The sequence below is a fragment of the uncultured Corynebacterium sp. genome, assembly GCF_902489365.1.
Classification (GTDB): domain Bacteria; phylum Actinomycetota; class Actinomycetes; order Mycobacteriales; family Mycobacteriaceae; genus Corynebacterium.
In genome coordinates this window covers 38,127-63,664 of record NZ_CABTZR010000001.1, presented here as the reverse complement: position 1 = coordinate 63,664, position 25,538 = coordinate 38,127, and the positions used below count along the sequence as shown (strand labels likewise).

Here is a 25,538-nt window from a genome sequence, read left to right as displayed (position 1 = left end):
GCGGCTCCTAATTGTGCTCGGGCGCGCGGTCCGGAAGCAGCGCGGACAGCGGGCGGAAAGGCTGCAGCCAGGCGCCGCCTGGAGGCAGATTATCCAGGTTAACGCGTGGCAGCGGTTCGCGGAAGACACCCTCGATGTCTTCGAGGTCGACGAATTCGATATCGGGGTGGGTCAGCGCCCAGGAGGCGTGCTCGTGGAAGCCGAGGACGCACGTGGGCAGGCCGGAAGCAGAGAGCTGTTCCAGCAGGTGCTGGAAGTTCTGGCCGTCGGCAGAAGCCACGATGACACCGGAGAGGTTCTCGCGGTTGGCCTTGATGTACTCGACCATGTCGGGGTCGACGTCATCGTCGTCGTGGAGCTTCGGCTTGGCGAAAACGGCGAAGCCGACGTTGCGGATGGCCTCCACCCAGGGGCGGATGACGTCGGCGCCGCCCGGTGTGACGTTGGTGAAGACGGCGGCTTCGGGAGTGGCGTCGTTGTCGAAGGCCAGCTCCACCAGCCAGCGGCCGATGGCGTCGAAGCGCGGGCGGTAGGCGGCGGTGGGGCGCCCGCCGAGGATGGCGCCGAGCCCCATGTCCATGTTGGGTGCATCCCACACCAGAAGATAGGTGCCGGCCATTACTTCTTCTCCCACAGATACTCGGTGATGACGTGTTCCTTATCCAAGCCCTTGCCCTCAAACTTGGTGATGACCTGGCGGTCCGTCAGGATGGGGCATTCCGGCCAGGGCCAGCCCTTGTAGTCGAGGGAGGGCTCGACCTCGACGAGCTCGTTGATCCACTCGGCGTAGCCGGCGTGGTCGGTGGCTACGTGGAGCACGCCGCCGGGCTTCAGGCGGGAGGCGAAGAGGTTGAGCGTGCCGGATTGGATGATGCGGCGCTTGTGGTGGCGGGCCTTGGGCCACGGATCCGGGAAGAAGATGCGGATGCCGTCGAGGGATTCGGGAGCAAACATGCGCATGAGGACCTCGATGCCATCGCCGCGGACCATGCGGATGTTCTCAATATCGTTGCGCACGATGGAGCCCAGCAGCTTGGCTAGGCCCGGCTTGTAGAGCTCGACGGCGATGATATTGGTGTCCTGCTCCAGTGGCGCCATGGCCGCGGTTGAGGTACCGGTGCCGGAGCCGATCTCGACGATGGTCTTAGCCCCCTCGCGGCCGAACCAGGCGGGGATGTCGAGGGGTTCGTCGGCAAGCAGGCGTCCCAACTGTGGCCAGTGCTCCTCGAAGAGGGCGTTCTGGTTGTCGGTGAGGGTGCCGCGACGGAAGGTCACGTTGCCGAGGCGTGGGTAGTCCAAATCATTGTTGAACTCGGCGTTGAAATCCGTCTGGAGGCCGCGGCCGTGAGGCATCTGCGCGGCGGGATTCTGGGAAGAGTCTGCGCTATTCATCAGTTGACATTGTTCCCTTAAGCAGGGGTGAGGGGCAACGTGCCGCGCCGTGGAGGGCGGAGGGGCGCCTAAGTGAAGGCCAATCAGGTCGCGGTGGGAGTAAGAGTATGGGCGTACGGGATGGGCAGTCCAAAGAAAATCCACCCCTGTGCGGGGGTATCTTTGGTGGCCGCGTGCCCTAATTCACACTTCGTTGTCCTCGGGTTAGTCGGGTTGAGCTGGGTGGATATAACCAGGGTGGGCTGTATTACACATTCTGTTATCACCGGTATCCGTACTCTGGTTGGTGAAACGTCGATAGGGGAAACCTTCGGCGATATAAAGCACCCTGGCCACACCGACCACAGGAGAATGTGAGATGACCGCAACCATTAAGGGCCTTGTAGGTGAACTGCCCACGAAGAACGAGAAGCTTATTTCGTGGATCAGTGAGAGCGTCGAGCTCTTCCAGCCGGAAGAGGTCGTCTTCGTAGATGGCTCCCAGGAGGAGGCTGACCGTCTCGCCGCTGAGCTCGTGGAGAAGGGCACCCTGATTAAGCTCAACGAGGAGAAGCGCCCGAACTCCTACCTGGCTCGCTCGAACCCGTCGGATGTCGCCCGCGTGGAGTCCCGCACCTTCATCTGTACCGAGACCGCTGAGGACGCTGGCCCGACCAATAACTGGGCCCCGCCGGCAGCCATGAAGGAAGAGATGACCGAGGCCTTCCGCGGCTCCATGAAGGGCCGCACCATGTACGTCGTGCCGTTCTGCATGGGCCCGATTAGTGATCCGGACCCGAAGCTCGGCGTGCAGCTCACCGACTCGGCTTATGTTGTGCTCTCCATGCGCATTATGACCCGCATGGGCCAGCAGGCCCTGGACAAAATCGGGGACAACGGCGACTTTGTTCACGCCCTGCACTCCGTGGGTGCCCCGCTGGAGCCGGGCCAGGAGGACGTCGCCTGGCCGTGCAACGAGAAGAAATACATCACGCAGTTCCCGGCGACCAAGGAGATTTGGTCCTACGGCTCCGGTTACGGCGGCAACGCCATCCTGGCTAAGAAGTGCTACGCGCTGCGCATCGCTTCCGTCATGGCGAAGGAAGAGGGCTGGATGGCAGAGCACATGCTCATCCTGAAGCTCACCAACCCGGAGGGCAAGAAGTACCACATCGCGGCCGCCTTCCCGTCCGCCTGCGGTAAGACCAACCTGGCCATGATTACCCCGACGATTCCGGGCTGGTCAGCAGAGGTCGTGGGCGATGACATCGCCTGGATGAAGCTGCGCGAGGACGGCCTGTACGCCGTCAACCCGGAGAACGGCTTCTTCGGTGTGGCGCCTGGCACCAACTACGACTCCAACCCGATTGCCATGAAGACGATGGAGCCGGGCAACACCCTGTTCACCAACGTCGCGCTGACCGACGACGGCGATGTCTGGTGGGAGGAAATGGGCGAGGCCCCAGAGCACCTCATCGATTGGCACGGCAACGACTGGACCCCGGCGTCGACCACCAAGGCGGCGCACCCGAACTCTCGCTACTGCGTGCCGATTACGCAGTGTCCGTCTGCCGCTCCGGAGTTTGATGACTGGAAGGGCGTCAAGATTGACGCCATCCTCTTCGGTGGCCGCCGCGCCGATACCGTCCCGCTGGTGACCCAGGCCTTCGACTGGAACCACGGCACCATGATTGGCGCCCTGCTCTCCTCCGGCCAGACCGCTGCCGCCGAGGGCAAGGTCGGCGCCCTGCGCCACGACCCGATGGCCATGCTGCCGTTCATGGGCTACAACGCCGGTGACTACCTGCAGCACTGGGTAGATATGGGCGAAAAGGGCGGCGACCGCATGCCGGCCATCTTCCTGGTCAACTGGTTCCGCCGCGGGGAGGACGGCCGCTTCCTGTGGCCGGGCTTTGGCGAGAACTCCCGCGTTCTCAAGTGGATTGTGGACCGCATCGAGGGCAAGGTCGACGCCGTCGAGACCGTCGTGGGCCACACCGCCCGCCCGGAGGATATCGACCTCACCGGCATCGACTTCGACATCGAGGACGTCCGCGAGGCGCTCGCCGTGAACCCGGCCGATTGGGCTGGCGACATGGAAGACAATAAAGAGTACCTGACCTTCCTGGGCTCCCGCGTTCCGTCTGAGGTGTGGGATCAGTTCACCGCGCTCAAGGAGCGCGTTGAGTCTGCTTCCTAATCTTCGCCGTTAAACGGATGCTCCCCTGCGGGGGAGTATTCGTCGTTTTGAGGGGTTAAGCGCGTAGGACGAGGACCAGGTTGGAGGTAAGGAACTCGCGCAGCACCGGCACCTTTAGCACCCACCAGGCCCAGGCAGGGTGGTAGCGCGGGAAAGCTGCAAGGAGCTGTGAGCCTTGCGACGTCACGCTGCGCGCCCAGTCCAGGCCTTCGCGGGCAGACAGCGCGAAGAGCGAGGAGCCAAACACGTTTTTCGGCGGGTGGCCGTGGCGGCGGGTATAGCGGTCGCGGGCGAACTCGCCGCCCACGTAGTGCTCCCACAGGCCGGTCTCGTGCCCGCCGAAAGGCCCCAGCCATACCGTGTAGCTCACCATCACCAGCCCGCCGGGCTTGGTCACGCGCAGCATCTCCTGGCCCATGTCCCACGGGTTGGGAATGTGCTCGGCCACGTTGGAGGAATACGCGATGTCGAAGGTGTCATCCGCAAAGGGCAAACACGTGCCATCGCCGCGCACAGCCTGGGCCACTTCGATGCCGGCGGCGGCCATTTCACCCACGTCGGGCTCCAGCCCCACATAACTGGCCCCGCGCTGGGCAAAGGCCGAAGCGAAATAGCCGGGCCCGCCCCCGACGTCGAGCACGCGCGCGCCGGTGAGGGAGAGGGAATGGTCGCGGGAGAGGGCATCGACAAGCGCGGCGGTGTCCTCAGCCAGACCGCCATAAAAGACTGCGGGCGCTGACTGCTCGAAGCGGAAGGAGCGCAGCAGCCGCCAGGAGCGGCGCAGGGTGGCCAAGGCACGGGTGCGTTTCATAACCCACTAGGCTAGTTCCTCGACATGAAAATCCTTCTTTTGTGCTGGCGCGATTCCACCCACCCGCAAGGTGGCGGCTCCGAGCGCTACCTCGAGCGCGTCGGGGAATACCTCGCCGCCCAGGGCCACGAGGTGGTCTTCCGCACCGCGCGCCACATGAACGCCGCTAAGCGCGAACGCCGCAACGGCGTGCTCTATTCGCGCGCAGGTGCCAAGTTCAGCGTGTATCCGCGCGCGCTGTTGTCGATTTTATTGGGGCGCCGCGCTTTGCGCGGCGCTGACGTTGTGGTGGATACCCACAACGGCATCCCCTTCTTCGCGCGCCTGGCTACCCGCGCGCCCGTGGTGATCCTGACGCACCACTGCCACCGCGAGCAGTGGCCGGTGGCCGGACCCGTGCTGGCGCGGCTGGGCTGGTTCCTGGAATCCCGTGTAGTCCCCGCGCTCTACCGCCACAACACATGGGTGACGGTCTCGGAGGCCTCGAAGCGCGACCTGGAGAAGCTGGGGATTCACGGCGCGCACATCATTGAAAACGGTGTGGATTCCTTGCCGGAGCATGTCCCCACCCTGGAGCGCGAGGCCGATATCCACCTGGTGACGCTGTCGCGCCTGGTGCCGCACAAGCAGATTGAGCACGCGATGGACACCGTGGCGCGGATTCCGGGCGCGCTTCTCGACGTCATCGGTTCCGGCTGGTGGGAATCCCACCTGCGCGAGTATGCGCGCGCCCATGGGGTGGAAAAGCGCGTGCGCTTCCGCGGTCAGGTGACGGAGGATTATAAGCATGCGCTGCTCGCGCGCGCCGATGTGCACCTTATGCCGTCTCGAAAAGAAGGCTGGGGTTTGGCAGTCATGGAGGCGGCCCAACATGGGGTGCCCACGGTAGGTTATGTGTTTGGCCTGCAAGACAGCGTAATCAACGGCAGGACCGGTGTGCTGGTGCAGCGCGAGGAGGAGTTCGCCCAAGCGGTGCGCACGCTTGTCGACGATCCCTCCCTCCGCCACCGTTTAGGCAACGGGGCGCGCGAGTTGGCTGCTACTTTTTCGTGGGAGAAAACCGGCGCGCGCTTCGAAGAACTGCTAGAAGCGGAAGTGCGCACCAGGCGGCACTAAGAATCCACGGGGCGGGTGCCGGTTGGGCGTTCGTGGTGGCAACGATGCTTCCCTTTTCGACGACTGTGCCCACGCCGAGCTCTTCTAATCGGTGGAGGTCGCGGTTGGTCCAGGCCTCGGCGGCCGCCAGGTAGCGCGGCGATGGCTCATCCGCTGTCACACCGTCTACGGTGAGCTCGCCGGAGTCGAGCTTGTTGGCGGCCTTGGAATAGGGGTCCAGGGCGATGCCGTTTTCGAGCGGCACCATGGCGGGACGGTCGGCGAAGAAGGTCAGGCGCCCGTCGAGCTCGTTGATGAGCTGGCGGTCGATGCCCGTTTCGCGCGGCTTCAACACGGCGAGCTCCCGCGGCGCATCGGGGGCTTGGAGCAGGCATGCACACAGCGCGACCGTGGCCGGAAGCTGGCGCAGGGACGCGATTCCGGCAACCGCCAGCGGCAGGGCGAGCAAGGTGAGCTTGGAGGAATCGCGCAGCAAACCCGCACCGGGAATGTGCTCGATGGCGAAGGCAGTGAGACCAGGTACCAGCGCGCCGAGGATGGCCAGGCCCATCCCGATTATCGCCAGGGCGGCCAGCGGACGCAGCTCGCGCCGGGGAAGCCGGGTGGCGCCCAGGACGGCGAGGGCGGCGACGGCCAGGCCTGCTAGGGCGAAGCCGTGCTCGCGGGAGGTCGGCACCGCTGCGGCATTCCAGATGCCGCCGAAGCCGAGGAGAGAGCCAACCGTGCCCACGTAGGCCTCCGCGCGCGGGGCGAAGGCCGCGGCCTGGGCGGCGGGGTCACCGGGGGTGCCGGGGGCGGTGAGTACACCGCCCATGAAACTGGGAACCAACCACGGCAACCACAGCAAGACTGAGCCGCACGCGAAGAGCCACCTTTTTCGCCCTTCGCGCTCACAGACAACCGCGATGAGGCCCCCGAAGAGCCCGCCGGTAGGCGTCAAGGACGCGGCCCACAGCGCCAGCCACGCCACGCGCGGGCGCGCAGTGAGGCATCCCCATGCGATCACGGGTGCTAACCAGGCGGCTAACGCCAATGACCACTGGCCCTGTAAGAGCCGCTCGATGACGAAAGGATTGGCCACCGCGCACGCCATTGCCGCGGCTGCCGCCCATGGGCTGAATTGTGTGCGCTGGCATGCCCAACGGCCCGCCACCCATGCCGAGGCGCTCGCAGCGGCAAGGATGAAGAACCTGGCCAACCACGCCCCGCCGAGAAGAGCGAGCACGCCGTCTTGCGGAGCATTGCGTGCAGGAAGATCACCGGCGCCGAAGGCGGCGGCGCTGAGGGCCGGGCGGTCAAGCAGCACCATGTCGCGCCACAGGAACTCGCCGGGCAGCACGAAGGGCCAGCACACCGCGAGAACGAGCACCACGCCCCACGCACACAGGGCGGTGCGCACCGCAAGGGAGGCCCAGGACGTAGTCACGGGTGCCTATGCGCTCTGCGCCGCATGGCGGCGCATGAACATCGCGGCAGCCACCGCCAGCAACGCCACGCCGATGGCTTTGCCCAGCCAGCCGACGAGGCTCAGGATCTTGACCGTGTCGATGACCCGGCGGACAGAGTCGAGGCGTTCGGTGCGGGTGGAGTCGGACCAGGAGAGGGGGACGTCGAGAAGCGCACGCTCGTGTGTGTCATCGGCGTCGACCATGGCCTGGGCCTGGCGCGCATCCGTGGCCCAGAAGATGCGCGGGTGCTCCTCCTCGTTGACGATGGTGCCGGTCGTGGGCTCCACCCACACGGTGCGGCTCACGGCGTAGAAAGGCTCGAGGATGACGTGCGATTTCGGCTTGAGGTTGTAGCGCTCCAGGGACTCCGCGGAGTAAAAATCGCCCGCGGGGCCGGAGCGGTGGGCGTCGAAGGCGAAGACCTCCCCGAGCGAGACCGGCGCGACATCCTGGTGAAAGACGTAGGTGGGGATGCTGTCGAGTTTTTCATCGCGCAGAAAATCGATGGGCTCCGTGTCCTGGGTGAGCGGGTCGAAGAAAGGATAGGAACGTTGCTCCGCCCCGGCGGGGAAAAAGTAGCTGATGCCGTCGCGTTCGACCTGGTCCTCCACCTGCAGGTCAAGGGCGGGAAGCTCGATATTCTGCGTCGTGTTCGGGCCCGCCACCGGGTAGGTGGACTCGCGGTTGAGTAGGGATTCCTCGGTGATGTGCGTGACGGTGTCGCCATCCAAGGTGAGCGTGGTGGTGGATTGTGCGCGGGCCACCGAATCCTTCTCCGCAGAGGCAGTCGAGGTGTGGCGGGTGAACTCGACCCCATCCTGTTCCGCACGGACCGTGATGTCGAGGTCCCTGGGCAGCGGGCGGGACTGGTTGTTGTACAGCGGCGGAAGGATGGACCCGAGTAGGAGGAACACCGCTGCGGCAATCGTCACCTGCGCTAGGCGGGAGCGAAGGAACACGTCAGCTCCGATCGGTCGAGGGATTCACTGCAGAAATAGTATCGTAGTAGGCCATGCGCTTTCTCCCTGAGCTCGAAGGCGTGCGTGCGCTGGCAGCGTTGGCGGTCGTGATCACGCACGTGTCCTTCCAGACGGCCACCGGCTGGGCCTGGGCTGAGCGCTTGGATTATGGGGTGGCGGTCTTCTTCGTGCTCAGCGGTTTCTTGCTGTGGCGTCGGCGGCATGCGCACACGGCGGGGCAGTATCTTCTTTCCCGCGTGGCGCGTTTGGCACCGCTGTATGTGGTGTGCGTGGTGGCGGTACTCGCCTTGCTTCCCGACGCTTCCCCCTTAACCCTCCCGCAAGTCATCACCAACCTGACCGGCACGCAGCTCTATATTGCCGATGGTCTGGTTCCCGGGCTAACGCAATTGTGGTCGCTGTGCGTGGAGTTCGCCTTCTATGCGGTGTTGCCGCTGTTGGCGTGGTTGTTGGATAAGCTCTCGGCGCGCCCGCGTGTTGCGCTGATTGCTGGAGCTGGCGTGCTGAGTTTGTTCTGGGGCTTCCTGCCGTTTGTGGCCGGGTATGAATCCGGCGATATCAACACGCAGATTTGGCCGCCGGCGTATTTCTCCTGGTTCGCGGTGGGAATGTTAGCCGCGGAGGCGGAGGCCGCGCGGGTACGCCTGCGCGCCGGGCGCATCGTGCGGCCCGTTTGCTGGGCCGTGGCCGCGGGCTGCGTGTGGCTGGCTAGCCGCGAGTGGTTCGGCCCGCAGGGGCTGGTGCATCCAGAACCCGGCGAGTTCGCGCGGCGCATCGCGGCGGGGGCGGTGTGTGGGGCCTGCATCGTGGTGCCGGTAGCGCTGGCACCGCGGGAAAGCTGGCTGGCCTCCGAGTGGATGCGGGCGCTGGGCCGCTGGTCCTATGGAGTTTTCATGTGGCATGTGGCGGTGCTGGCCATTGCCTTCCCGCTGTTGGGTGTGTCTGCCTTCTCGGGCGCTGCCTGGGATTTCGCGGTGGTGCTGGCTTTTACTGTGGTGGTTAGCTGTGTGCTGTCCGCTGCGACCTACGTGCTTGTCGAGGTCCCCGGCCGTGACCTCATCCGCTCCCTCGCATTTACTCGCGGCCGCATCACGGTTCCACGGTCGCTGCCGCGCCGCGTTGCTGACTCTGCGAGCTCTTCCGCGCCAGGCAGATAGCTCTGCCGGCTCCGCTTCCCATTCCGCTACCGTGGGGTCCGGATCCCTTGCCAGCGCCGCTGGCTTGACTGATTCTGCTTCCTAACTAGCCTCTTTGGCTTCGCCTCCGATTTCGCAGCAGGCATCTGACAAAAGGCATCAGTCAAAAGGCGCCTTGTGCGGAGCACCATACGTAGCGGGTCCGCGTCGAAACCAGCGGTCCAGAAGGCTGCGGCAGTGGGCGGACAAGCTATGTGCAGCGCGGTCGCGGACCTATAAGGCGCGGCGGGGTGGGAGGCACGCGCACGTGATAGCCGCGACGCACAGCAGTTGAACGAGCAGCGAATCGCCGGCGTAGCCCTCCGCGGGCCAAGGTGCGCGGGCGAGCATCGCGCCCGCGGCCAAGGTGAGCGCGCCCGCCAGGTAGTCGGGGCGCAGCGTGGTCCAGCGGGTAATAGCCCACGCCGCGGCAGCGGCGGCCACACCGGGAAGACCCGCAACGAGCGCCATCGTTGCCGCGATGAGTAGTGCCAGAAGGACACGCGCCGAGAGAGACGAGTGGGCAAAACGGGCGGGGGAGGCGGAAGTAGGAGGCGAGGCAGCGGAGGCGGGATGGCGGCGGGGATTGCGGGCCATAACGAGCAGGCACAGCGCGGTGGTCAGCGCGGCGAGCGCGCCGCCGAGGCCCAGGCCCACGCGGTAGGCGCGGTCGGCAACAAAAGACATGTGGAAGATGCCGCTTGCGCCAGCAGGGATGAGGAAAGCTTGCGTGTCGGCATCAATGGAGCGCGGTTCGAGGGGCAGTGGTTCCGAGCTGGAGGCCGACGTCGAGCCCGGGGCTGAGTCTTGCGCCGAACCTGGCGTGGAGCGCAGCTCGCCGCGCAGCCCCTCATTGAAGGCGCGGCCGGTGATGAGAAGGCGGTCGTGGTCGGCGGGCTCGATGGTCTCGCCGGAAGCGAGCGGGGTATAGCCAGAGTCGGTGGAGGGCTCGGCTGCGGCGGCTTCCTGGTTAGAAGAAGTGGCTGAGTCCGCAGAAGATGCGTGTGAGGAGGCGGGGAGGGGATCAGGCAAGGCGGACGCGGTATCGGTCAGCGCTGCCCAGTCGCCGGTAGTGCGCACGAGGTGCTGACCGGCGGGCAGGTTGAGGGTGGAGTTGGGGGCGTAGGGGGAGCCGTCGATAAGCACTGTTTTTTCACCGGAGAGCCGCACGGTCATGTCGCGCGGGGAAGTAAAGGAACGGATGAGGATGTGCTCGTTGTCCTGCTGGAAGAGGAACTGCTCGGCATCGGGCGAGGTATCGGGCACGGTGACGAGGCGCCGCGGGGTGGGCTGGTCCACGATGGAGGCCTCGGCAATCCCGGTGCGGCGTTGCGGCTCGATGCGGATGGTGGAGGCTTTCGCGCCGGGCACGCGGATATCGCGGGCGCGGTAGGCCTCCATGGTGACCGTGACCTGAGAATCGCCGTTGTGGATGGTCACCTCCGTCGTGCCGGTGGTCATCAGCCGCAGCGTGGGCGAGGTCCACGAGGACGCGGCATGCAGCTCCAGCCAGCCGGAATCACCGGGCGCTGGCCACCAGGCGGTGGAGTTCTCGTCGTCAACGGCGGCGGTGAGAGAATGCGCCGGGTTCGCCCCGCCGAAGGCGGAGGCATCTGCGGCAGAGGACGATGCGGTGACGCGGCCATCGTGCTCCACTACCTGGGTCAGCGGGCCAGCGGAGGGATAGTCGCGCAGGCGGTTGCGCACGGTGGAGGGGTCATCAGAGGTCAGCGGCGCGGAAACCGGGCCGCTGAGTGTGCCGTAGTTGCGGTCGCGCAGCGCAGGCGTATCGGTGACGATGTCCGCGTCGGAGGAGACCAGCTCATGCGGGCCGGAAAGGAGCGCGAGCGATTCCCCACCGCCCGCCACCCGCGGCGGATTCGCAGGCGCCAGGTTCATGGAGAGGTCGGGGTCGAAGACGACGACATCGACCTCCCCGAAGGTGTGGACCTCGCCCGGGATATGGTCCGCAGAACCAGAAATCAGGTCGTGGCGCACCGCGACGGCCCCGATTCCAAGACGCTGCAAAACCACGGGTGCTGTGGCAGGGTCGCGCTCGATCTGCGCCATCGCACCGTCCAGGCCACGGATAGCCTCGGGCGGGATGAGAGGGACGGCGTCGCGGACGGCCCAGGGGACGTCGAGAAGCGGCTGCGCCGGCTCATCGCGCGTCCAGCCCCAGTCCTGCCGCGCAAAGGACGCCGGCGGGTAGATGAGTACGCGCGTATCCAGGTTGTTCATGAAAGCGGCGGCCTCATGCCAATAGTCGGGCACCTCCTCGTACGCGCCCTTCGGCAGCAGCCGGCCCGCCCACGCCGGGGCGGTCGCACCGGCAACCACCAGGCACACCAGAAGGCCCGCTGCTTCACGACGCCCCAAGTCCACCGAACGCGGCAGCCTCACCCTGGCAGCAATCGCGGCCACGCCGAGTACCAGTGGGATGCGCACCAGCGGGTCGAACTTATGCACGTTGCGCAGCGCGGCCAGAGGGCCGTCGAGCGCGTCGAGGTACCAGGTGGCATGCGTGCCGAGCACGGCCACCCCCACCAACAGCATGAAGGCCCACTCGCGCGGCAGCCGGGCCAGGCCCATTAGACCCAGGGCGGCCACGGCCACGGTGACAAGCACGAAGACCGGCTCGGTGGCCAGCTCGTTGCCGGCGACGCGTTCGGTATCCACAAACGGCGCCCAACTCGTGGTGCCGCGCAGGATTTCCGCCAGGTTGAGCCAGCGCGTGGTCACGCCGGCGGACTCGATGAATTCCGTAAAAGGCGGGGCATAGCGGCCCAGGATGAGCAGCGGGGTAATCCACCACGCGGATACCGCAGCGCATCCGGCCAACCACACCAGGCCGGCCTTGCCCGCGCGCCGCCACAGCAGAATCACACCCGCCGGCAGGCAAGCAGCGAGTGTGGCCGTGGCGTTGACCGCGCCCATGCACGCCACCGCCACCACCGAGGGCGCGGCATCCCGCCAGCACAGCCGGCCCGGCCGCAGGAAGGGAAGCAGCACCCAGGGCGCGAGCATAACCGGCCAGGTCTCCGAGGAAATCGCGCCCAGCGTGGTCAACGTGCGCGGGGAGAGCGCAAAGAGCACCCCGCCTGCCAGCGCAGCAAAGCTAGGGGCAGCGGGAAGCACCGTGCGGGCCACGCGGAAGAAGCCCACAAAGCCCACCGCCAGGACCAGGAACCACCAGGCACGTTGCGCTATCCAATCCGGAAGTGGGTCCGCCAGCAAGAAGAACAAGCCCTGCGGGAAGAGGTAGCCATAGGCCTGGTTCTGTAGCTGGCCCAGCGTGAAAGTATCGGTATAAGCATGCAGGGCGGCGCCTAAGAAATGAGCCGGGTTGGCCACCAGATCGTGCTTGGTATCAGCAGCGGTCAGCCCCCACGGCTGCACCAGAACCACGAGGGCTAAAAAGAAAAGCCCCCCGATGCGTGCGCGCACGCTTACTCGCGGGAGCCGTACTCCGGCCCGCCCATCACGGCGTCGGAGGCCTTGACGGAATTATCGTTCGGCACGGCATCGGCCTGCGAGAATTGGGCAATGCCCAGGATGGTCACGACTCCCAGCGCCACGCCGACGACCGCGCTGCCCAGGGCCGGGCCCAGGGTGCGCTTGTTGAGGGAATCGCTGTCGAATGCCATGGCGCCAGATTCTAGCAGCTAAAAGCTGCCTTTAGGAGTCGCTTTCTTCCGCGTCGTCCTCATCGTCGTTCTCCGGCGGCACGATGAAGACTGGGAGACCGGCGTTGCGCACGATGTACTCCGCCGTGGAATTCGTCCACAAGGAGCGGAAGCCGGTGAGCGCGCGGGTGCCGGTGACGATAACGTCGATGTCGAGTTCGTGGGCGGCGTCGACAATCGCGCTCTGAATCGTCGTCACTGATTCCACCAGGTGGGCATGGCCGCGCAGGCCGAGGGACTCGGCCTTGGCAATTCCGTGGTGGCAGATGGCGAGGGCCTCTTCATAGGCCGGGTCATCCTCCACGCTGTCCGGTGAGACCGTGGATTGGTGCAGCCCGGTGCGGCTGACCGCGCGGGCGGCCTGGCGTGCGGACGGCTCCCAGGCGGTGAGGATTTCGACGTCGGTGGGGCGCAGGAGCCGCGCGGCGTACTCGAGGGCGCGGTCGGCGCGGTCGGAGCCGTCATAGGCAATGAGCATGGTCTCTCCGTTATTCATGTGACCATCCTAACAACCGCTTGTTTCCCGCGCGGGTGCTTCAGGCACACTGGTGGGCATGAGAAAAGCAATGCCCGCCCTCCTGTTGAGTGCTACCTGTGCGCTGAGCGCGTGTAGTGAGGAGCCTGTGCTTTCCGACGCCCCGCCTAGCGAAACCAGCGCCGCGGCCTCGAGCGCCGCGTCGGGGGACGCGGCAGAACACGATGCCGCGCCCGAGGACGTCCGCGCCCGCGCTGCCGCCAAGCTCATGCCGCCGGCGCTGAACTACGAGGATGCCCGCGTGAAGCTGGAAGCCGGCGTGGGTGGGCTCTTTATCCCGAGCTGGGCCGACCCGGAGCTGCTCAGCGATGGCCCGCGGGGAGTGAACGCTTTGCGCGAGGAGATGGGCCGTGACTTTGAGGTGTCCATCGATTTCGAAGGCGGGCGCGTGCAGCGCTTCTCTGAAATCTTGGGCGACTACCCCTCCCCGCAGGCCATGGCGGAGGGGCATAGCCCGGACGAGGTTGAAGCCTTGGCCACAGAAATCGGGCAGAGCCTGCGCGCCCACGGCGTGACGGTGGACTTCGCCCCGGTGCTCGACGTGGATGGGGGAGACCTGGAAGTCGTCGGTGACCGCGCCTTCTCCACCGCCCCACAGGCCGCCGGCGAATATGGCGCGGCCTTTGCCCGCGGGTTGCAGGCCGCCGGCGTGAAGGCCGTGTTCAAGCACTTCCCGGGCCACGGGCGTGCCTCCGGGGACACACACCTGGGTGAGGCCGTCACCCCGCCGCTGGAAGAACTGTACGGACACGAGTTCGTGCCTTTCCACACGGCAATCCCGCAAGCCCCGGACGCGGCCCTCATGATGGGGCACCTCGTGGTGCCTGGGTTAGGGGACGAGCCCGCCTCCCTTAACCCGCAGGCCTATCAGCTGGCCCGCGAGGAACTGGGTTTCGAGGGCACGATTTACACCGATGACCTGGGGGGAATGGCTTCCATATCGGATAGTTTTAGCGTGCCGGAGGCCGTGGCCGCGGCGCTGGCAGCGGGCGCCGATATGCCGCTGTGGTCTACCGACGATGACATCAACGCGGTCATCGACGCAGCCGCCGACGTGGTGGACCAGCAAGAGGGCGACTAGTAAAAACCAGCTGGCAGCCGTTAATCTCGTACACGTGAAAAAGGCAATCGGACACAGCCAACAGCGACGCAAGGGGCTCCAGGTGGCCCTTGGCGTGCTCGTCGGCCTGATACTCATCGCCGGCATCGCCTATGCGTGGGACGTCATGGCCAACCAGCACAAGGTCCCGCGCGCGACGTCGGTCGGCGGCGTGGACATCTCCCGCATGGAGCGCACCGCCGCGGTGGAGAAGCTGGAGCAGGAACTCGGGGACGTCGCGGCCCAGCCCGTGGATATCCGTGCCGGGGAGAAAAGCTCGCAGCTTATCCCCCAAGACTCCGGCCTAAGCCTGAATTATCAGAAAGCCGTCGACGGCATTCCCGACGCTTCCCTGAACCCCTTCTCGCGCCTGTACAGCTTCATCAAGCCCACCCAGGAAATCCCTGTGGCCGTGGACATCGATGAGAACCAGCTCTCCGGTCAGCTCGAGCGCGTGGGCAACGAGCTGAAGGTCGAGCCGGAGGATGGAAACCTGGAGCTTATCGACGGCTCCCTCAAAGAGACCAAACCCAAGCTCGGCCAGGTGGTGGAAGAGGGAGAGTTGCACGAGGGCGTCGTGAAGCACTGGCTCGACCCCGAAGGCGTAGACGTCGAGCCGATGGTGGTGGAACCACAGATTAATGATGAGGCGATTGAGGCCATGCGCACCGGGGATGCCGCCCGCGCGCTGGATAACCCGCTGACCCTCAAGGGGGAGAACAACACCGCCGGCACCCTGCGCAAGCCGGAGATTTCCCAGTTCGTGTCCATCGCCGCCGAGGACGGCGAGCTGCGCCTCAAGGTGGATAAGAACCGTGCGCGCGAGCTCTTCCAGGAGCGCATGCAAGGCTCCGAGGTGCCCGGCACCAACGCCAAGATTTCCTTCAGCGGCAACGACAAGCAGATCACGCCCTCGGTGGATGGCTCCATCATCGACTGGGAGAAGACCCTCGAGGACTTCGAGGACCGTGTGAGCAGCGAGGACGACCGCGAATGGAATGCCGACTACAAGCCGGACCCCGCGGACTTCACCACGGAGATGGCGGAGAAGGCCACCTTCGATGACACCGTGTCCGAGTTTTCTACCGGCGGTTTCTCTGGGGCCTCCGGCACCAATATCCGGCTGGTAGCCCAGCAAGTCAATGGTGCCGTGGTTAACCCGGGTGAGACCTTCTCCCTCAACGGCTACACCGGCCCGCGCGGCACCGCGCAGGGCTACGTGGAATCCGGCATCATCATCGACGGCCATGCGGGCACGGCCGTGGGCGGTGGCATCTCTCAGTTCGCCACCACCCTGTACAACGCCGCCTACTTCGCCGGCATGGAGGATACCGCGCACACCCCGCACTCCTATTACATTTCGCGCTACCCGGCCGGCCGCGAGGCCACTGTCTATGAAGGCGCGATTGACCTGCAGTTCAAGAACACCTCCAACCATCCGGTGCGCATCGAAACCAGCTTTGGTGACGAGATCACCGTGCGCTTCAAGGGCGTCAAGACTGTCGAGGTTGAGTCCATCAACAACGGACGCTGGGCCAAGACCGAGCCGCAGCGCAAGTCCGTGAGCGAGGACTGCTCGCCGTCCTCCGGCGCGCCGGGTTTTACCACCTCGGATACCCGCGTGATTAAGGACTTGTCCGGCAAGGAAATCTCCCGGGAGACCACCACCACGGTCTACGACCCGCAGCCCATCGTTACCTGCGGTTAAGCCATGACCCGGCCGATGCACACCGCGGTGAAGGACCCGGCGGACGTCGATCAGCTGGCCCAGCACCCAGTGAAGTTTGGTCGCGTCGCCGGCCTTTTCGCAGCCCACCGCGGCACGCTGCTGCTGGTGGTTGCGCTCATCATCGCGACTTCTGGGCTGACCGTGGTGCAGCCTTTCTTGGTGCGCCGCACCGTGGACGAGGCGATTCCTGAGCACGACACCACGCTGCTTCTGTGGCTGGTGGGTGGCATGCTGGCCATCACCGTGGTCTCTCAGGCCATTGGCGTTATCCAGTCCTTTTTATCCGCGCGGGTGGGGCACACCATCATGCACGAGCTGCGCACGCAGGTCTTTGCCAACCTGCAGCGCCAATCGCTGCAGTTCTTTACCAATAACCGCGGCGGTGAGATTCAATCGCGCCTGACTAATGACATCGCAGCGATGCGCGGCATGGTCACCACCACCGCGACGTCCGTGGCCAGCAACCTCACCATGACGGTGGCCACCCTGGTGGCGATGGTGGCGCTTTCGCCCACCCTCTCGCTGTTGTCCCTGGTGGTGCTGCCACCCGCCGTGTGGCTCACCCGCCGCGCCGCCGTGCTGCGCCGCAGCCTCATGGAGAAAAACAGCCGCGCGCAGGCGACATTGCAGCAGACCATTTCGGAGAATCTGTCCGTTTCCGGTATGCGTCTGGCGGCCACGTTGGGTGCTCAGGAGCGCGTCTATGACACGTTTGAGAAAACCTCCCGCTCCCTCATCCGACTGGAGCTCGAATCACAGCTGGCCGGGCGCTGGCGCATGGCGCTGACGCAAATCATTTTCGGGGTCATGCCAGCCCTGATTTACCTGGTGGCCGGCCTGCGTCCGGGGATTACGATTGGCACGCTCATCGCCTTTTCCACCCTGCAGACCCAGATCTTCCGCCCCATCACTGGCCTGCTTAACGTGGGCGCGCAGTGGGTGGCGTCGATGGCGCTGTTCAGCCGCATCTTTGAGTACCTGGACCTGGAGCCCGATCTCACTGAGGCCACCGAGCCCGCCCAGCTTGCCGACGCCTCCCTCACCCTCCACAACGTCTCCTACCGCTACCCCGGCACCGACACCGACGCGCTTTCCGACGTCTCCCTTTCCATCCCCGCCCATACCACCACCGCCCTGGTGGGGCATACCGGTTCCGGCAAGTCCACCGTCGCTGCACTTATGGCGCGCTTGGCTGACCCGACCACCGGCTCCGTGCGCCTGGGCGGAGTCGACCTGCGTGACATTCCGCCGGAGCAGCGCGCGGAGGTTATTGGCGTGGTCTCCCAAGAGACCTACTTGATCCACTGCACGGTGCGGGAGAACCTCCTCTTCGCGCAGCCGGAGGCGAGTGAAGAACAGATGTGGGCGGCCCTGCACTCCGCCCGCGTGGACGAGGTCATCGCCGCGCTTCCCGAGGGACTCGATACTCTCGTAGGCTCGCGCGGCTACCGTTTCTCCGGCGGTGAGCAGCAGCGCCTCTCGCTTGCCCGCACGCTGCTGCGCCGACCGCAGGTGCTCATCCTGGATGAGGCCACCTCGGCCCTGGACAACGAAACGGAGCGCGCTATCCAGGAAGCAGTGCTTGGTGCGGACGCCACCCGCCTGGTCATCGCGCACCGCCTGTCCACCATCCGCGATGCCGACCAGATCGTCGTCCTCGACGCCGGCCGCGTGGCCGAGCGCGGCACCCACGCTGAGCTGCTGGCCCGCGACGGCGCTTATGCGGCGCTCCTTCGTGCCGCGAAAACTACTGGTGATCGTTCTTAGAGAGCCCCGCCAAGAAACCTAGGGATGTTAGCTTTCTATCTGGAGTTTGTTAAAGACCGAGAAAATATATGGCTTCGGGATTGTCCTGAGGTACCTTCTTGCCGCGCCCCAGTGGTTGCCCATGAAGATTCACGTCTACCTGGCGATATTGACAGTGTTAATGGTTGTGCTGGTGGTTGCATGGCGCTCTTGGTAAGCGTTTCGCAGTGAGATAGTTGCCACCAATGTGCCTGGGCAAGGCTGCTAGAGCCCCCGTAAGGGGGCGGTGAGGTCGATATCACTCAAAGTGGAATGGCAGCTACCAATACCGCAGTTTAACTGCGAATATAATTATTATCTGCGCGGGGGGGGGGGCGATTACTTGAGAGGGCTAGCTGGTTTTATGGGAAGCGGGCATTTGTTCGATATCGCATTTCTTCTTCTAGGTATAGGGTCTAGCTATGTAATCCACAGGCTACCGTTACTTAGGCTAGGGGCCCGGGTAGGTGCCTTACCTTCTTGGGGACGTCGCTCTATGTGGGTGAAAGACTCTTAGCGATGGGCCGGGCCATGGTGTGTAAACCGTGTGGAGTGGATTGCGTACAGCTGATGAGGCGCGGTGTCTCATTACACAACTCATGTAAAGGACCTGTTTCCGTGAACAAGATCTCTCGTACCGCTCGTTCGGTCACTTTCGCAGCAGTCGTAGGCCTCTCCCTGGGAATCTCCGCTCCGGGCGCCCTGGCCGAGGAAGCACCTGCCGTTGAGCAGGGTGCCGTGAACAAGGCAAACATCGATTTCAGCAAGAAGGGTTCGATTACCCTCTACAAGAAGAAGGGTGCTGAGTCCGACACCCCCGCGACCGGTGGGGAGATGGGGAACGTACCGGGTGACCCTCTTTCTGGTGTGACTTACAAGATCACCAAGCTTGACTACGACCTGCAGAATGGTGACTGGTCGACCTTCCCGAAGTCGGCTGCAGATGTCAAGGACGAAAACAAGACTAACACGACGTTCGAGCTGACCACCGATGCTGAGGGCAAGGTAGCCTTCACTGATCTTCCGTTGGGCATCTACCTCGTTGAGGAGACCGGCGCTCCGGCTGGCATCGTTTCTGGTGCTCCGTTCATCGTGTCGGTGCCGATGGTTAACGAGGCCTCCGACGCGTGGAACTACGATGTTGTGGCCTACCCGAAGAACACGGAAACCAAGACCGAGAAGACCGTTAAGGATGCGGATAAGAACATCCAGGACGCCTACTCCTACACCATCAATGCGGATGCCCCAACCTGGGGCGAAGGCAAGAAGCTGACTGCTTTCCGTTTCGAGGATCAGCTGGACAAGCGCCTGGACTTCCAGCAGGTTACCGAGGTCAAGGCCGGCGACACCGTTCTTGAGGCCGGCGACTATTCCGTGAACAACCCCGCTGAGAACGGCAACAAGCTTGTCGTGAAGCTGACCGATGCTGGTCTTGCCAAGGTCAAGTCCGGTGACAAAATGTCCCTGACTTTCGAGGTTAAGCGCAAGGAGGTTGGCGACACCACTGAGCTGAAGAACCAGGCTGACGTCATCTTCAACAACCCGAATACCGGTAACGAGGTCACGAACAAGACCAACGAGGTCGTGACCTACCACGGCAAGCTGAAGGTTGTGAAGAAGGATGGCAAGGAGACTGGCAAGGTCCTGGAAGGCGCTGAGTTTGAGCTCTACCAGTGCACCTCGGCAGCTAACTTGGGCGCGAAGCTGACTGTCAAGGAACAGGACAAATGGACCACGGGTACCGATGGCACCATCACCATCGACGGTCTGCACGTCACGGATTTCGAGGACAACAAGGAAGCACCGGCTACGAAGAAGTTCTGTCTGAAGGAGACCAAGGCTCCGGCTGGTTATGTACTGCCGGAGAAGAACGTTACCGAGATTGACTTCACCCGCGAGAATATCGCGAAGACCGGTGAGGGCGACGATGCCATCACCCTCGTATCAGAGATTGAGAACGTCAAGCGCGACACCCCGAACCTGCCGATGACTGGTGGCGCCGGTGTGGGCATCCTGGCAGCTATCGGTGCAGCGATTGTTGCGGCAGGTGCTTGGTTCGCTCGTCGTACCGCGCGTAACTAATAGCCGGGCGTAGTTCCGGTAGCGCAGACTGTCCATGGTGGTCTGCGCTGCGGGTCGGGTAGCCAAGGTAGGCCGCCCGACCCAATGAGGGGACTGGACTAGGCGTAGATTCCGGTCCCTATCTTTATCTTTCGTTGTAATCCCGGTCGCGCTGCGCTAGCGCGTGGGGCATTGTTTTGGGTGGTGCGGGTCGTTGACTTCGGTGGTAGGCCAAGAAACTGGCAGGCGGCACAGGCGCCGTGGAGGCTTAGCTCTTCCGGCGGTAATCGTTGTCGTCGGGTTGTTGGTGATGCTGTACCCAGTGGTCTCGACCGCCTGGAACAACTGGAATGCCTCACGGGTGGCGCAAGAGTATGCGCGACTGGACAAAGAGACACCGGCGCAGGTGCAGGACTCCGTATGGGATGCTGCGCATGCGTACAACGAGGAGCATACGTCGGGTCCGATCTTGGATCCGTGGCTGAACCGTATCGGTGTGGATAATCCCGATTATGAGGCTTACCTGGAACAGTTGGGTGAGACCGAAGCGATGGCCCGCCTCGTGTTCCCAGCAATAGACGTCGATCTGCCGGTGTTTCATGGCACTGCGGACAAAACACTGCAGCGTGGGTTAGGGCACTTGTATGGCTCTGATTTGCCGGTAGGAGGAGCAGGAACTCATTCCGTCATCACCGGGCACACGGGTCTATCAAATTCGACGATGTTTGATCACCTCAATTCGGCCGCTAAGGGCGATGCATTCTATATCCAGGTTGCTGGCCATAAAATGAAGTATGTTGTAGATGACATACAAGTGGTTCTGCCGAGTGAGGTAGATAGTCTGCGGCCAGTCGCCAATAAGGATTACGTCACGTTGATTACGTGCACCCCGTACGGGATCAATACGCATCGCTTGTTGGTGCGTGGCCATCAGGTGGCCTTAGAGCCGGGGGAAGAAACGTTGTTTGAAGGCTCCCATGGCCCGGGCTGGCAGTGGTGGATGTTTGTGCTGCTAGCTGCGGTGATTGTTATTGGTTGTTGGCTAGTTTGGTGGCTGCGGCGCCAGAAGGCGGCTACCGGGGTGCAAGAAGTAATTAATAAGGAAAGTAGCGTGCGGGAGTAAAGCGATGAAGAGGTTGACAAATGCATGGTCGGCCCGAGTGGTTGCCGTCGGAGTAGCGTGTGCGGTTGCGTTCGCAGGGCCGGGCACGGTTGCTGCGGAAGCGGTGCAGGTTGCCGGGCAGCAGTCCACTGGTTCGGAGCGCACTATGGCTACGGATACGGTGACAGTGCGGCTTACACAAGGTAATCCGAATGACGATGGTCATGCGCCTGCGGGAAAGATTCAGGGAGTTACGATTCGTCTGGCCCGGCTTGCCGGCTTGGACCCGACCAACGCTGACGACGCAGCCCGCGTACGGAACGCGAATCTCGACGAGGTTCGTGATTGGCGCACTGATATGCACGCGGAGAAAGTCACCGATGCCAATGGAGAGGTGACGTTTGGTGGTCTTGCCAATGGTTTCTATGTGGTGACGTCGACGGCCCCGGATGACTCCTACCGGGAGATTAGTCCGTTTGTGGTGGTGGTTCCGTTCCACACAGTGGTGGACAATCCGAACCCAGTGCCAGGAGTGATTGTGGCCAAGACCCACAAGCCGGGTGAAACGCCGACGCCGCCGACGACCCCCACGGCCCCGACAACCCCGAATACTCCATCGACAACCTCGAGTACTCCGCGGACAACGCCAAAGTTTCCGCCGGTGTTCCCTCCGTTGATTCCCCCGGTACCACCGACAAAGCCAGGAGAGACTCCGCACGAGCCTGGGACAACGCCACCTAACAACCCGGAATCTGGTACAAACACAACTTCAGATTCCCCGAACCGTTCGCAAGGGAATGGAGGCTCATTGGCAATGACCGGTGCAGAAGTACTCGGTGTGGTGGCCGGAGCGTTGGCATTGATTGCTACCGGTTTCGTGATGATTGCTTTTAGCCGCAGGAAGAATTCAGAAAGCGAGGGACGCTAATGTCCTGGACAGATACTCACTCGGCCGAGCCGGTAGTGTACCGCTGGCGCGTCTTAGCGGCGTTCATTGCTGCACTGGCTCTCATTGTTGGTGTTGCTGCACCGGCTGCTCTGCCCGGCATCATTGGTGCTGTCGCTGAAGCACAAACCACGGCCCTGCGCGCTGAGCTCGATTCTGCAGACCAGCTGAGCCTGACTGCTGGCGACTCCGCAACGTTTGAAGGCCACGTTATTGACGCCGGAACCGTGGAGGACTTGGAGTTCACTGTTGAGACTGCAGGACTAGAGTTCGACGGCTCGGCCTACACACTGACTATCGACGGCGAAGTGATCCCCGTCCGCGAAGGAGACAACCTCGTTGTAAAATCGACCAGCTCTTCAGTGACTTTCCGCATCACTGGCCTTTCTACTGACGTGCCAGCGGGAGCAGCTTTCTCATTGAAGACCCCGGCGGTCGCAGAGGATTCCGAACTGAGCGGGATATCCGTCGATGCGCGTGGAGTAGCCGAGGAGACTACCAGCACGTCATCACCTGAATCCAGCGAAGCCTTAGAAGCCCCTTCGGAGGTGACTGAGCCGCTTGATATTGCTGACGTTGACGCGGCCCCAGCCCGTCTGATGGCGGCGCCGAACATTACCCCGTACGCTGCAGGCGACCGCACCATCACGATGGTAAACGATGGATACGTGCTCAAGGGAAGCCGCTATATCCCGAACTTTAAGATTCCGGCCGGTGAGCTTTTTGGCGGCCAGCTGTCCATTCCGCAAGGCACGGTGGTTACCCTCAAATCCAGCGTTAACAGTTATTTATCGACTAACCCTGATGACCTGACGATCTATTACACCGGTGCCAACGGAGGTTGGTATGAGGCGAAGGTGACCTACAAAAGGATTAGCGCCAAGGAATACCAAGTCATCCTGCCGCAGATTACTATTGGTGGCACCGCACAGATTCAGTTTAAGGGTGTTCACCGCGGGCCAGCCGATACAGTGTTTACAGCTTCCTTCACCGTTCCTGCGAAAGAGGAGTGCCAAGATCCGGTTACAAGCAGACAGCCAAAGCGCGATCTCACCCCAGCTGAATTTGCCGACGGTAACCCTGTCTACGTTGTAACCAGTGAACCTAAGGATCTTCGCCGAGACACTTCCATTCTGAGCCGTCAAGTCAACCAAGGCCGAGACTTTCGCCAGGTGGGAGAGTCCACTCCCTGGGTGTACAATGCTCTAGCCTTTGATTCGAGTGATAACTGGCTCTATGCGGTGAGCCAGAGTCGCGGCCGAAATGGTGATCCTTGCTACCCGGCAGGAAATCTCCTTCAGATCAATCCGGCAACCGGTGAAGTATATAATCTTGGGCCTATTTTAAAGGCCGGAAGTACCGGTACCCCGTTTGAAACGAGCGGCGACCGGGATGTCCTCAACGCTGGCGTGTACACCAGCGAGGGATTCTTTGTGGCCAACACGTCCACTTCTGGTAGCCGTCACCTTTATAAGGTCGACGTCGACAAAGTCACGGCTCAACGCGTGCTAGGAAGCCAGAAGTCCTACTCGGAGGACTGGGCGGTGCTCCCGCAGGCCCAGAAGTATATGTGGGGTTTCCAGAGTAAGGCTCAGGCAGGCGACAAGCTTATCCTTGAACGCATTGACACACAGACCGGCGACATCAGGACCTGGGATCTCACCGGCATCAAGACCTTCGATGGGCGCACGATCTCGAACCCCTCTGCTTCTTGGGGCAAGGCGTGGACCTACTCCAATGGAAACCTGGGCTTTGGCTCGGGTAGTGCGAATGCGAATCAGCTGGGCTTTGAGCTAAAGATCACCAACCCAGATGATGATAGCCCGAAGTTCGAGCTGGTCAACATAATGAACAACCTGCCTGCTTCATTTAACACGGACGCGGCCTCCGACCTAGTTCCGCCACCGCCAGGGCTGCAATCAAACATTGCGGTGAAGAAGCAACGCTCGGAGACCAAGGTGGTAAACGGCGAGGTGCGTACTTTCTGGACCATCTCCGTGGAAAACACCACGGATAACACCAGTTCGGGCGGCACATTCTGGGAATACCTACCAACGGATACTCACTATGGAGTGAACGCTTCCGGTCCCACTGCGAAATTCGAGGGATTTGGAGCAGGATCTACCGAGGTCAACGGTCAAAAGCCCGGGCCTGATCAGATTGCGCCGGGAACTGGTATTTATGCAGGCATGATTGTCCCATCCGGAGCGGACGGTGAGTCCCGATACATGATGGGCTATGTTGGTACTCTTCCAGGGCACGCGAAGGTAGAGTATGTCGTCTCTGCGCCGGTGCGAACAGATGAATACGGGAACCTCAAGACGGTATGTAGTCCGAACAAGGTTGCTTTCCAGGCTACGGACGGGGAGTCTAGCCCGGCTGAAGATGACAACGTCGCTACTGAAGCCTGTTTCAATAAGGTTGCCGTCGACAGCACACCGCAACCTGTTCCTGGTGCAGCGAATGAATATACCGCGAAGTACAACGTCGTAGTTGAGGCACCGGACGCACCTGGCTTCGACACCAACGACGTGATCTACGGCAAGCTCACGGACACCCCGAGGTTTGTTGGTGCTGCCACGGTTACTGGGGCCACTGTGATCTTCAAGGACGAGTTCAACAAGACCAGCCAGCCGCGTGCGTACCAAGGTGCCGGCCCCTTTGAGCTCAACAAGAATGACACTCCGAAGATCATTAAACCCAAGGGTGTTGACGGAAGCACTGGGCAGCACGTCTACGAGGTAACGGTGCGCTTCAAGCTGGATCGTTCAAAACTGGACAGCACCTCTGTACCCGCCGGCTACCCGAGCCAACCTTCAGGAAACACCCGCTGCTACACCAAGGGTGGCCTGTACGAGCCTAAATTTGGCCTCATGAATGAGGCAGAAATGGGCGGCTGGAAGGATACTGACTGTATCCCGCTGGGGACCAAGGAAACGATGGACGTCCTGCTCGAAAAGGCGAGCTATAACCCGGACAACCCGGACGAGATCCAAACCGACGGTTTGCTTGGCGGCGCGCAGTTCACCGTCCACCGCAGTGATGCTAACGGCAACCTGAAGCTAAACGCGGATGGCAGCGTCAACGTTGATGCTAACCCCGTGGTGAAGCAGTCCACGACCACCACCACAGGCCGCGTCAAGCTCGAAGGCTTGGATGCCCCTGGCGTTTATTACCTCATCGAGACGAAGGCGCCGAACGGCTATAACCTGCTGCCCGCGCCGATCAAGTTCTCGACGGAGTGGGATCAGAATGGCAATGCAGTCATCAAGGTGCTCTCTGGAGGTCCCGTGATCACAGGCAATAGGTGCGCTGAGCCCGATACCGGTACCAATTGCGTGAAGAAGCTCGGGGTCCTTCAGGTCGCCGACATCACCAAGGGCACGCTGCCCAAGACCGGTGGTGAGGGCGTAGGCCTGTGGGCGCTCACCGGAGTCACTATTATCGCGGCTGGGTGCCTTGCTTTGCGACGTCGCCGGGTATAGAACAAGCGT

The 25,538-nt window shown here is 63.0% G+C and carries 18 protein-coding genes; 10 read left to right on the top strand and 8 right to left on the bottom strand.

The window, feature by feature from the left end:
• Positions 1-7: 7 nt before the first annotated feature.
• Both RDN59_RS00260 and trmB read right to left on the bottom strand, forming a co-directional pair.
• On the bottom strand, positions 8-619 hold the full coding sequence (locus RDN59_RS00260) for an NYN domain-containing protein (protein WP_308606037.1): 612 nt from the start codon (positions 617-619) through the stop codon (positions 8-10).
• The gene (gene trmB, locus RDN59_RS00255; RefSeq protein ID WP_070545160.1) at positions 619-1,392 is read right to left on the bottom strand and encodes a tRNA (guanosine(46)-N7)-methyltransferase TrmB; all 774 of its coding nucleotides are present in this window, start codon (positions 1,390-1,392) and stop codon (positions 619-621) included. The genes RDN59_RS00260 and trmB overlap by 1 nt, the downstream gene beginning before the upstream one ends.
• A 358-nt stretch (positions 1,393-1,750) precedes the next feature.
• On the opposite strand from trmB, the gene RDN59_RS00250 reads away from it, so the two are divergent.
• Positions 1,751-3,571: a phosphoenolpyruvate carboxykinase (GTP) gene (locus RDN59_RS00250; protein WP_308606036.1), complete on the top strand. Its 1,821-nt coding sequence runs from the start codon at positions 1,751-1,753 to the stop codon at positions 3,569-3,571.
• 55 nt (positions 3,572-3,626) lie between these two features.
• On the opposite strand, the gene RDN59_RS00245 is transcribed toward RDN59_RS00250, so the two are convergent.
• The gene (locus RDN59_RS00245; RefSeq protein ID WP_308606035.1) at positions 3,627-4,382 is read right to left on the bottom strand and encodes a class I SAM-dependent methyltransferase; all 756 of its coding nucleotides are present in this window, start codon (positions 4,380-4,382) and stop codon (positions 3,627-3,629) included.
• 24 nt (positions 4,383-4,406) lie between these two features.
• Here RDN59_RS00245 and RDN59_RS00240 point away from each other — a divergent pair, with 24 nt between their 5' ends.
• Positions 4,407-5,498 (top strand): glycosyltransferase family 4 protein, encoded by a 1,092-nt coding sequence (locus tag RDN59_RS00240; RefSeq protein ID WP_308606034.1) that lies wholly within the window; start codon positions 4,407-4,409, stop codon positions 5,496-5,498.
• On the opposite strand, the gene RDN59_RS00235 is transcribed toward RDN59_RS00240, so the two are convergent.
• Positions 5,422-6,924 (bottom strand): hypothetical protein, encoded by a 1,503-nt coding sequence (locus tag RDN59_RS00235; RefSeq protein ID WP_308606032.1) that lies wholly within the window; start codon positions 6,922-6,924, stop codon positions 5,422-5,424. The genes RDN59_RS00240 and RDN59_RS00235 overlap by 77 nt on opposite strands.
• A gap of 6 nt (positions 6,925-6,930) precedes the next feature.
• Positions 6,931-7,905, bottom strand: a complete 975-nt coding sequence (locus tag RDN59_RS00230) for a DUF3068 domain-containing protein (RefSeq protein WP_308606031.1) — start codon at positions 7,903-7,905, stop codon at positions 6,931-6,933.
• 53 nt (positions 7,906-7,958) lie between these two features.
• Here RDN59_RS00230 and RDN59_RS00225 point away from each other — a divergent pair, with 53 nt between their 5' ends.
• On the top strand, positions 7,959-9,083 hold the full coding sequence (locus tag RDN59_RS00225) for an acyltransferase (protein ID WP_308606030.1): 1,125 nt from the start codon (positions 7,959-7,961) through the stop codon (positions 9,081-9,083).
• 252 nt (positions 9,084-9,335) lie between these two features.
• Here RDN59_RS00225 and RDN59_RS00220 read toward each other — a convergent pair whose 3' ends face one another.
• The 3 genes from RDN59_RS00220 to RDN59_RS00210 are packed head-to-tail and all read right to left on the bottom strand — an operon-like array spanning position 9,336 to position 13,283.
• Positions 9,336-12,548, bottom strand: a complete 3,213-nt coding sequence (locus RDN59_RS00220) for an alpha-(1->3)-arabinofuranosyltransferase family protein (protein WP_308606029.1) — start codon at positions 12,546-12,548, stop codon at positions 9,336-9,338.
• Between the two features lie 2 nt (positions 12,549-12,550).
• Positions 12,551-12,748, bottom strand: a complete 198-nt coding sequence (locus RDN59_RS00215; RefSeq protein ID WP_010188604.1) for a DUF2613 domain-containing protein — start codon at positions 12,746-12,748, stop codon at positions 12,551-12,553.
• Positions 12,749-12,779: 31 nt separating this feature from the next.
• The gene (locus RDN59_RS00210; protein ID WP_070624331.1) at positions 12,780-13,283 is read right to left on the bottom strand and encodes a universal stress protein; all 504 of its coding nucleotides are present in this window, start codon (positions 13,281-13,283) and stop codon (positions 12,780-12,782) included.
• A gap of 58 nt (positions 13,284-13,341) precedes the next feature.
• On the opposite strand from RDN59_RS00210, the gene RDN59_RS00205 reads away from it, so the two are divergent.
• The 7 genes from RDN59_RS00205 to RDN59_RS00175 all read left to right on the top strand — a co-directional run bounded on the left by RDN59_RS00205 (position 13,342) and on the right by RDN59_RS00175 (position 25,529).
• A complete protein-coding gene (locus tag RDN59_RS00205; protein WP_308606028.1) occupies positions 13,342-14,403 on the top strand; it encodes a glycoside hydrolase family 3 N-terminal domain-containing protein in 1,062 nt (353 codons plus the stop codon).
• A gap of 34 nt (positions 14,404-14,437) precedes the next feature.
• Entirely contained in the window at positions 14,438-16,129 is a 1,692-nt protein-coding gene (locus RDN59_RS00200) for a VanW family protein (protein WP_308606027.1), read from the top strand.
• Positions 16,130-16,132: 3 nt separating this feature from the next.
• Complete coding sequence (locus tag RDN59_RS00195) at positions 16,133-17,917, top strand: ABC transporter ATP-binding protein (protein WP_308606026.1); 1,785 nt, start codon at positions 16,133-16,135, stop codon at positions 17,915-17,917.
• A 636-nt stretch (positions 17,918-18,553) separates the two neighbouring features.
• On the top strand, positions 18,554-20,017 hold the full coding sequence (locus tag RDN59_RS00190) for a SpaH/EbpB family LPXTG-anchored major pilin (RefSeq protein ID WP_046647569.1): 1,464 nt from the start codon (positions 18,554-18,556) through the stop codon (positions 20,015-20,017).
• A gap of 163 nt (positions 20,018-20,180) precedes the next feature.
• On the top strand, positions 20,181-21,119 hold the full coding sequence (locus RDN59_RS00185; RefSeq protein ID WP_052750529.1) for a class C sortase: 939 nt from the start codon (positions 20,181-20,183) through the stop codon (positions 21,117-21,119).
• A gap of 4 nt (positions 21,120-21,123) precedes the next feature.
• Complete coding sequence (locus RDN59_RS00180; protein ID WP_082254423.1) at positions 21,124-22,026, top strand: hypothetical protein; 903 nt, start codon at positions 21,124-21,126, stop codon at positions 22,024-22,026.
• Positions 22,026-25,529 (top strand): SpaA isopeptide-forming pilin-related protein, encoded by a 3,504-nt coding sequence (locus RDN59_RS00175; protein WP_308606020.1) that lies wholly within the window; start codon positions 22,026-22,028, stop codon positions 25,527-25,529. Before RDN59_RS00180 ends, RDN59_RS00175 begins: the two co-directional genes overlap by 1 nt.
• Positions 25,530-25,538 lie beyond the last annotated feature (9 nt).

Excerpts from the sequence above, each read along its gene's own strand:
- RDN59_RS00260 (WP_308606037.1), bottom strand. The coding sequence starts at position 619 with ATGGCCGGCACCTATCTTCTGGTGTGGGATGCACCCAACATGGACATG.
- trmB (WP_070545160.1), bottom strand. The coding sequence starts at position 1,392 with ATGAATAGCGCAGACTCTTCCCAGAATCCCGCCGCGCAGATGCCTCAC.
- RDN59_RS00250 (WP_308606036.1), top strand. The coding sequence starts at position 1,751 with ATGACCGCAACCATTAAGGGCCTTGTAGGTGAACTGCCCACGAAGAAC.
- RDN59_RS00245 (WP_308606035.1), bottom strand. The coding sequence starts at position 4,382 with ATGAAACGCACCCGTGCCTTGGCCACCCTGCGCCGCTCCTGGCGGCTG.
- RDN59_RS00240 (WP_308606034.1), top strand. The coding sequence starts at position 4,407 with ATGAAAATCCTTCTTTTGTGCTGGCGCGATTCCACCCACCCGCAAGGT.
- RDN59_RS00225 (WP_308606030.1), top strand. The coding sequence starts at position 7,959 with ATGCGCTTTCTCCCTGAGCTCGAAGGCGTGCGTGCGCTGGCAGCGTTG.
- RDN59_RS00215 (WP_010188604.1), bottom strand. The coding sequence starts at position 12,748 with ATGGCATTCGACAGCGATTCCCTCAACAAGCGCACCCTGGGCCCGGCC.
- RDN59_RS00210 (WP_070624331.1), bottom strand. The coding sequence starts at position 13,283 with ATGAATAACGGAGAGACCATGCTCATTGCCTATGACGGCTCCGACCGC.
- RDN59_RS00205 (WP_308606028.1), top strand. The coding sequence starts at position 13,342 with ATGAGAAAAGCAATGCCCGCCCTCCTGTTGAGTGCTACCTGTGCGCTG.
- RDN59_RS00195 (WP_308606026.1), top strand. The coding sequence starts at position 16,133 with ATGACCCGGCCGATGCACACCGCGGTGAAGGACCCGGCGGACGTCGAT.
- RDN59_RS00180 (WP_082254423.1), top strand. The coding sequence starts at position 21,124 with ATGAAGAGGTTGACAAATGCATGGTCGGCCCGAGTGGTTGCCGTCGGA.
- RDN59_RS00175 (WP_308606020.1), top strand. The coding sequence starts at position 22,026 with ATGTCCTGGACAGATACTCACTCGGCCGAGCCGGTAGTGTACCGCTGG.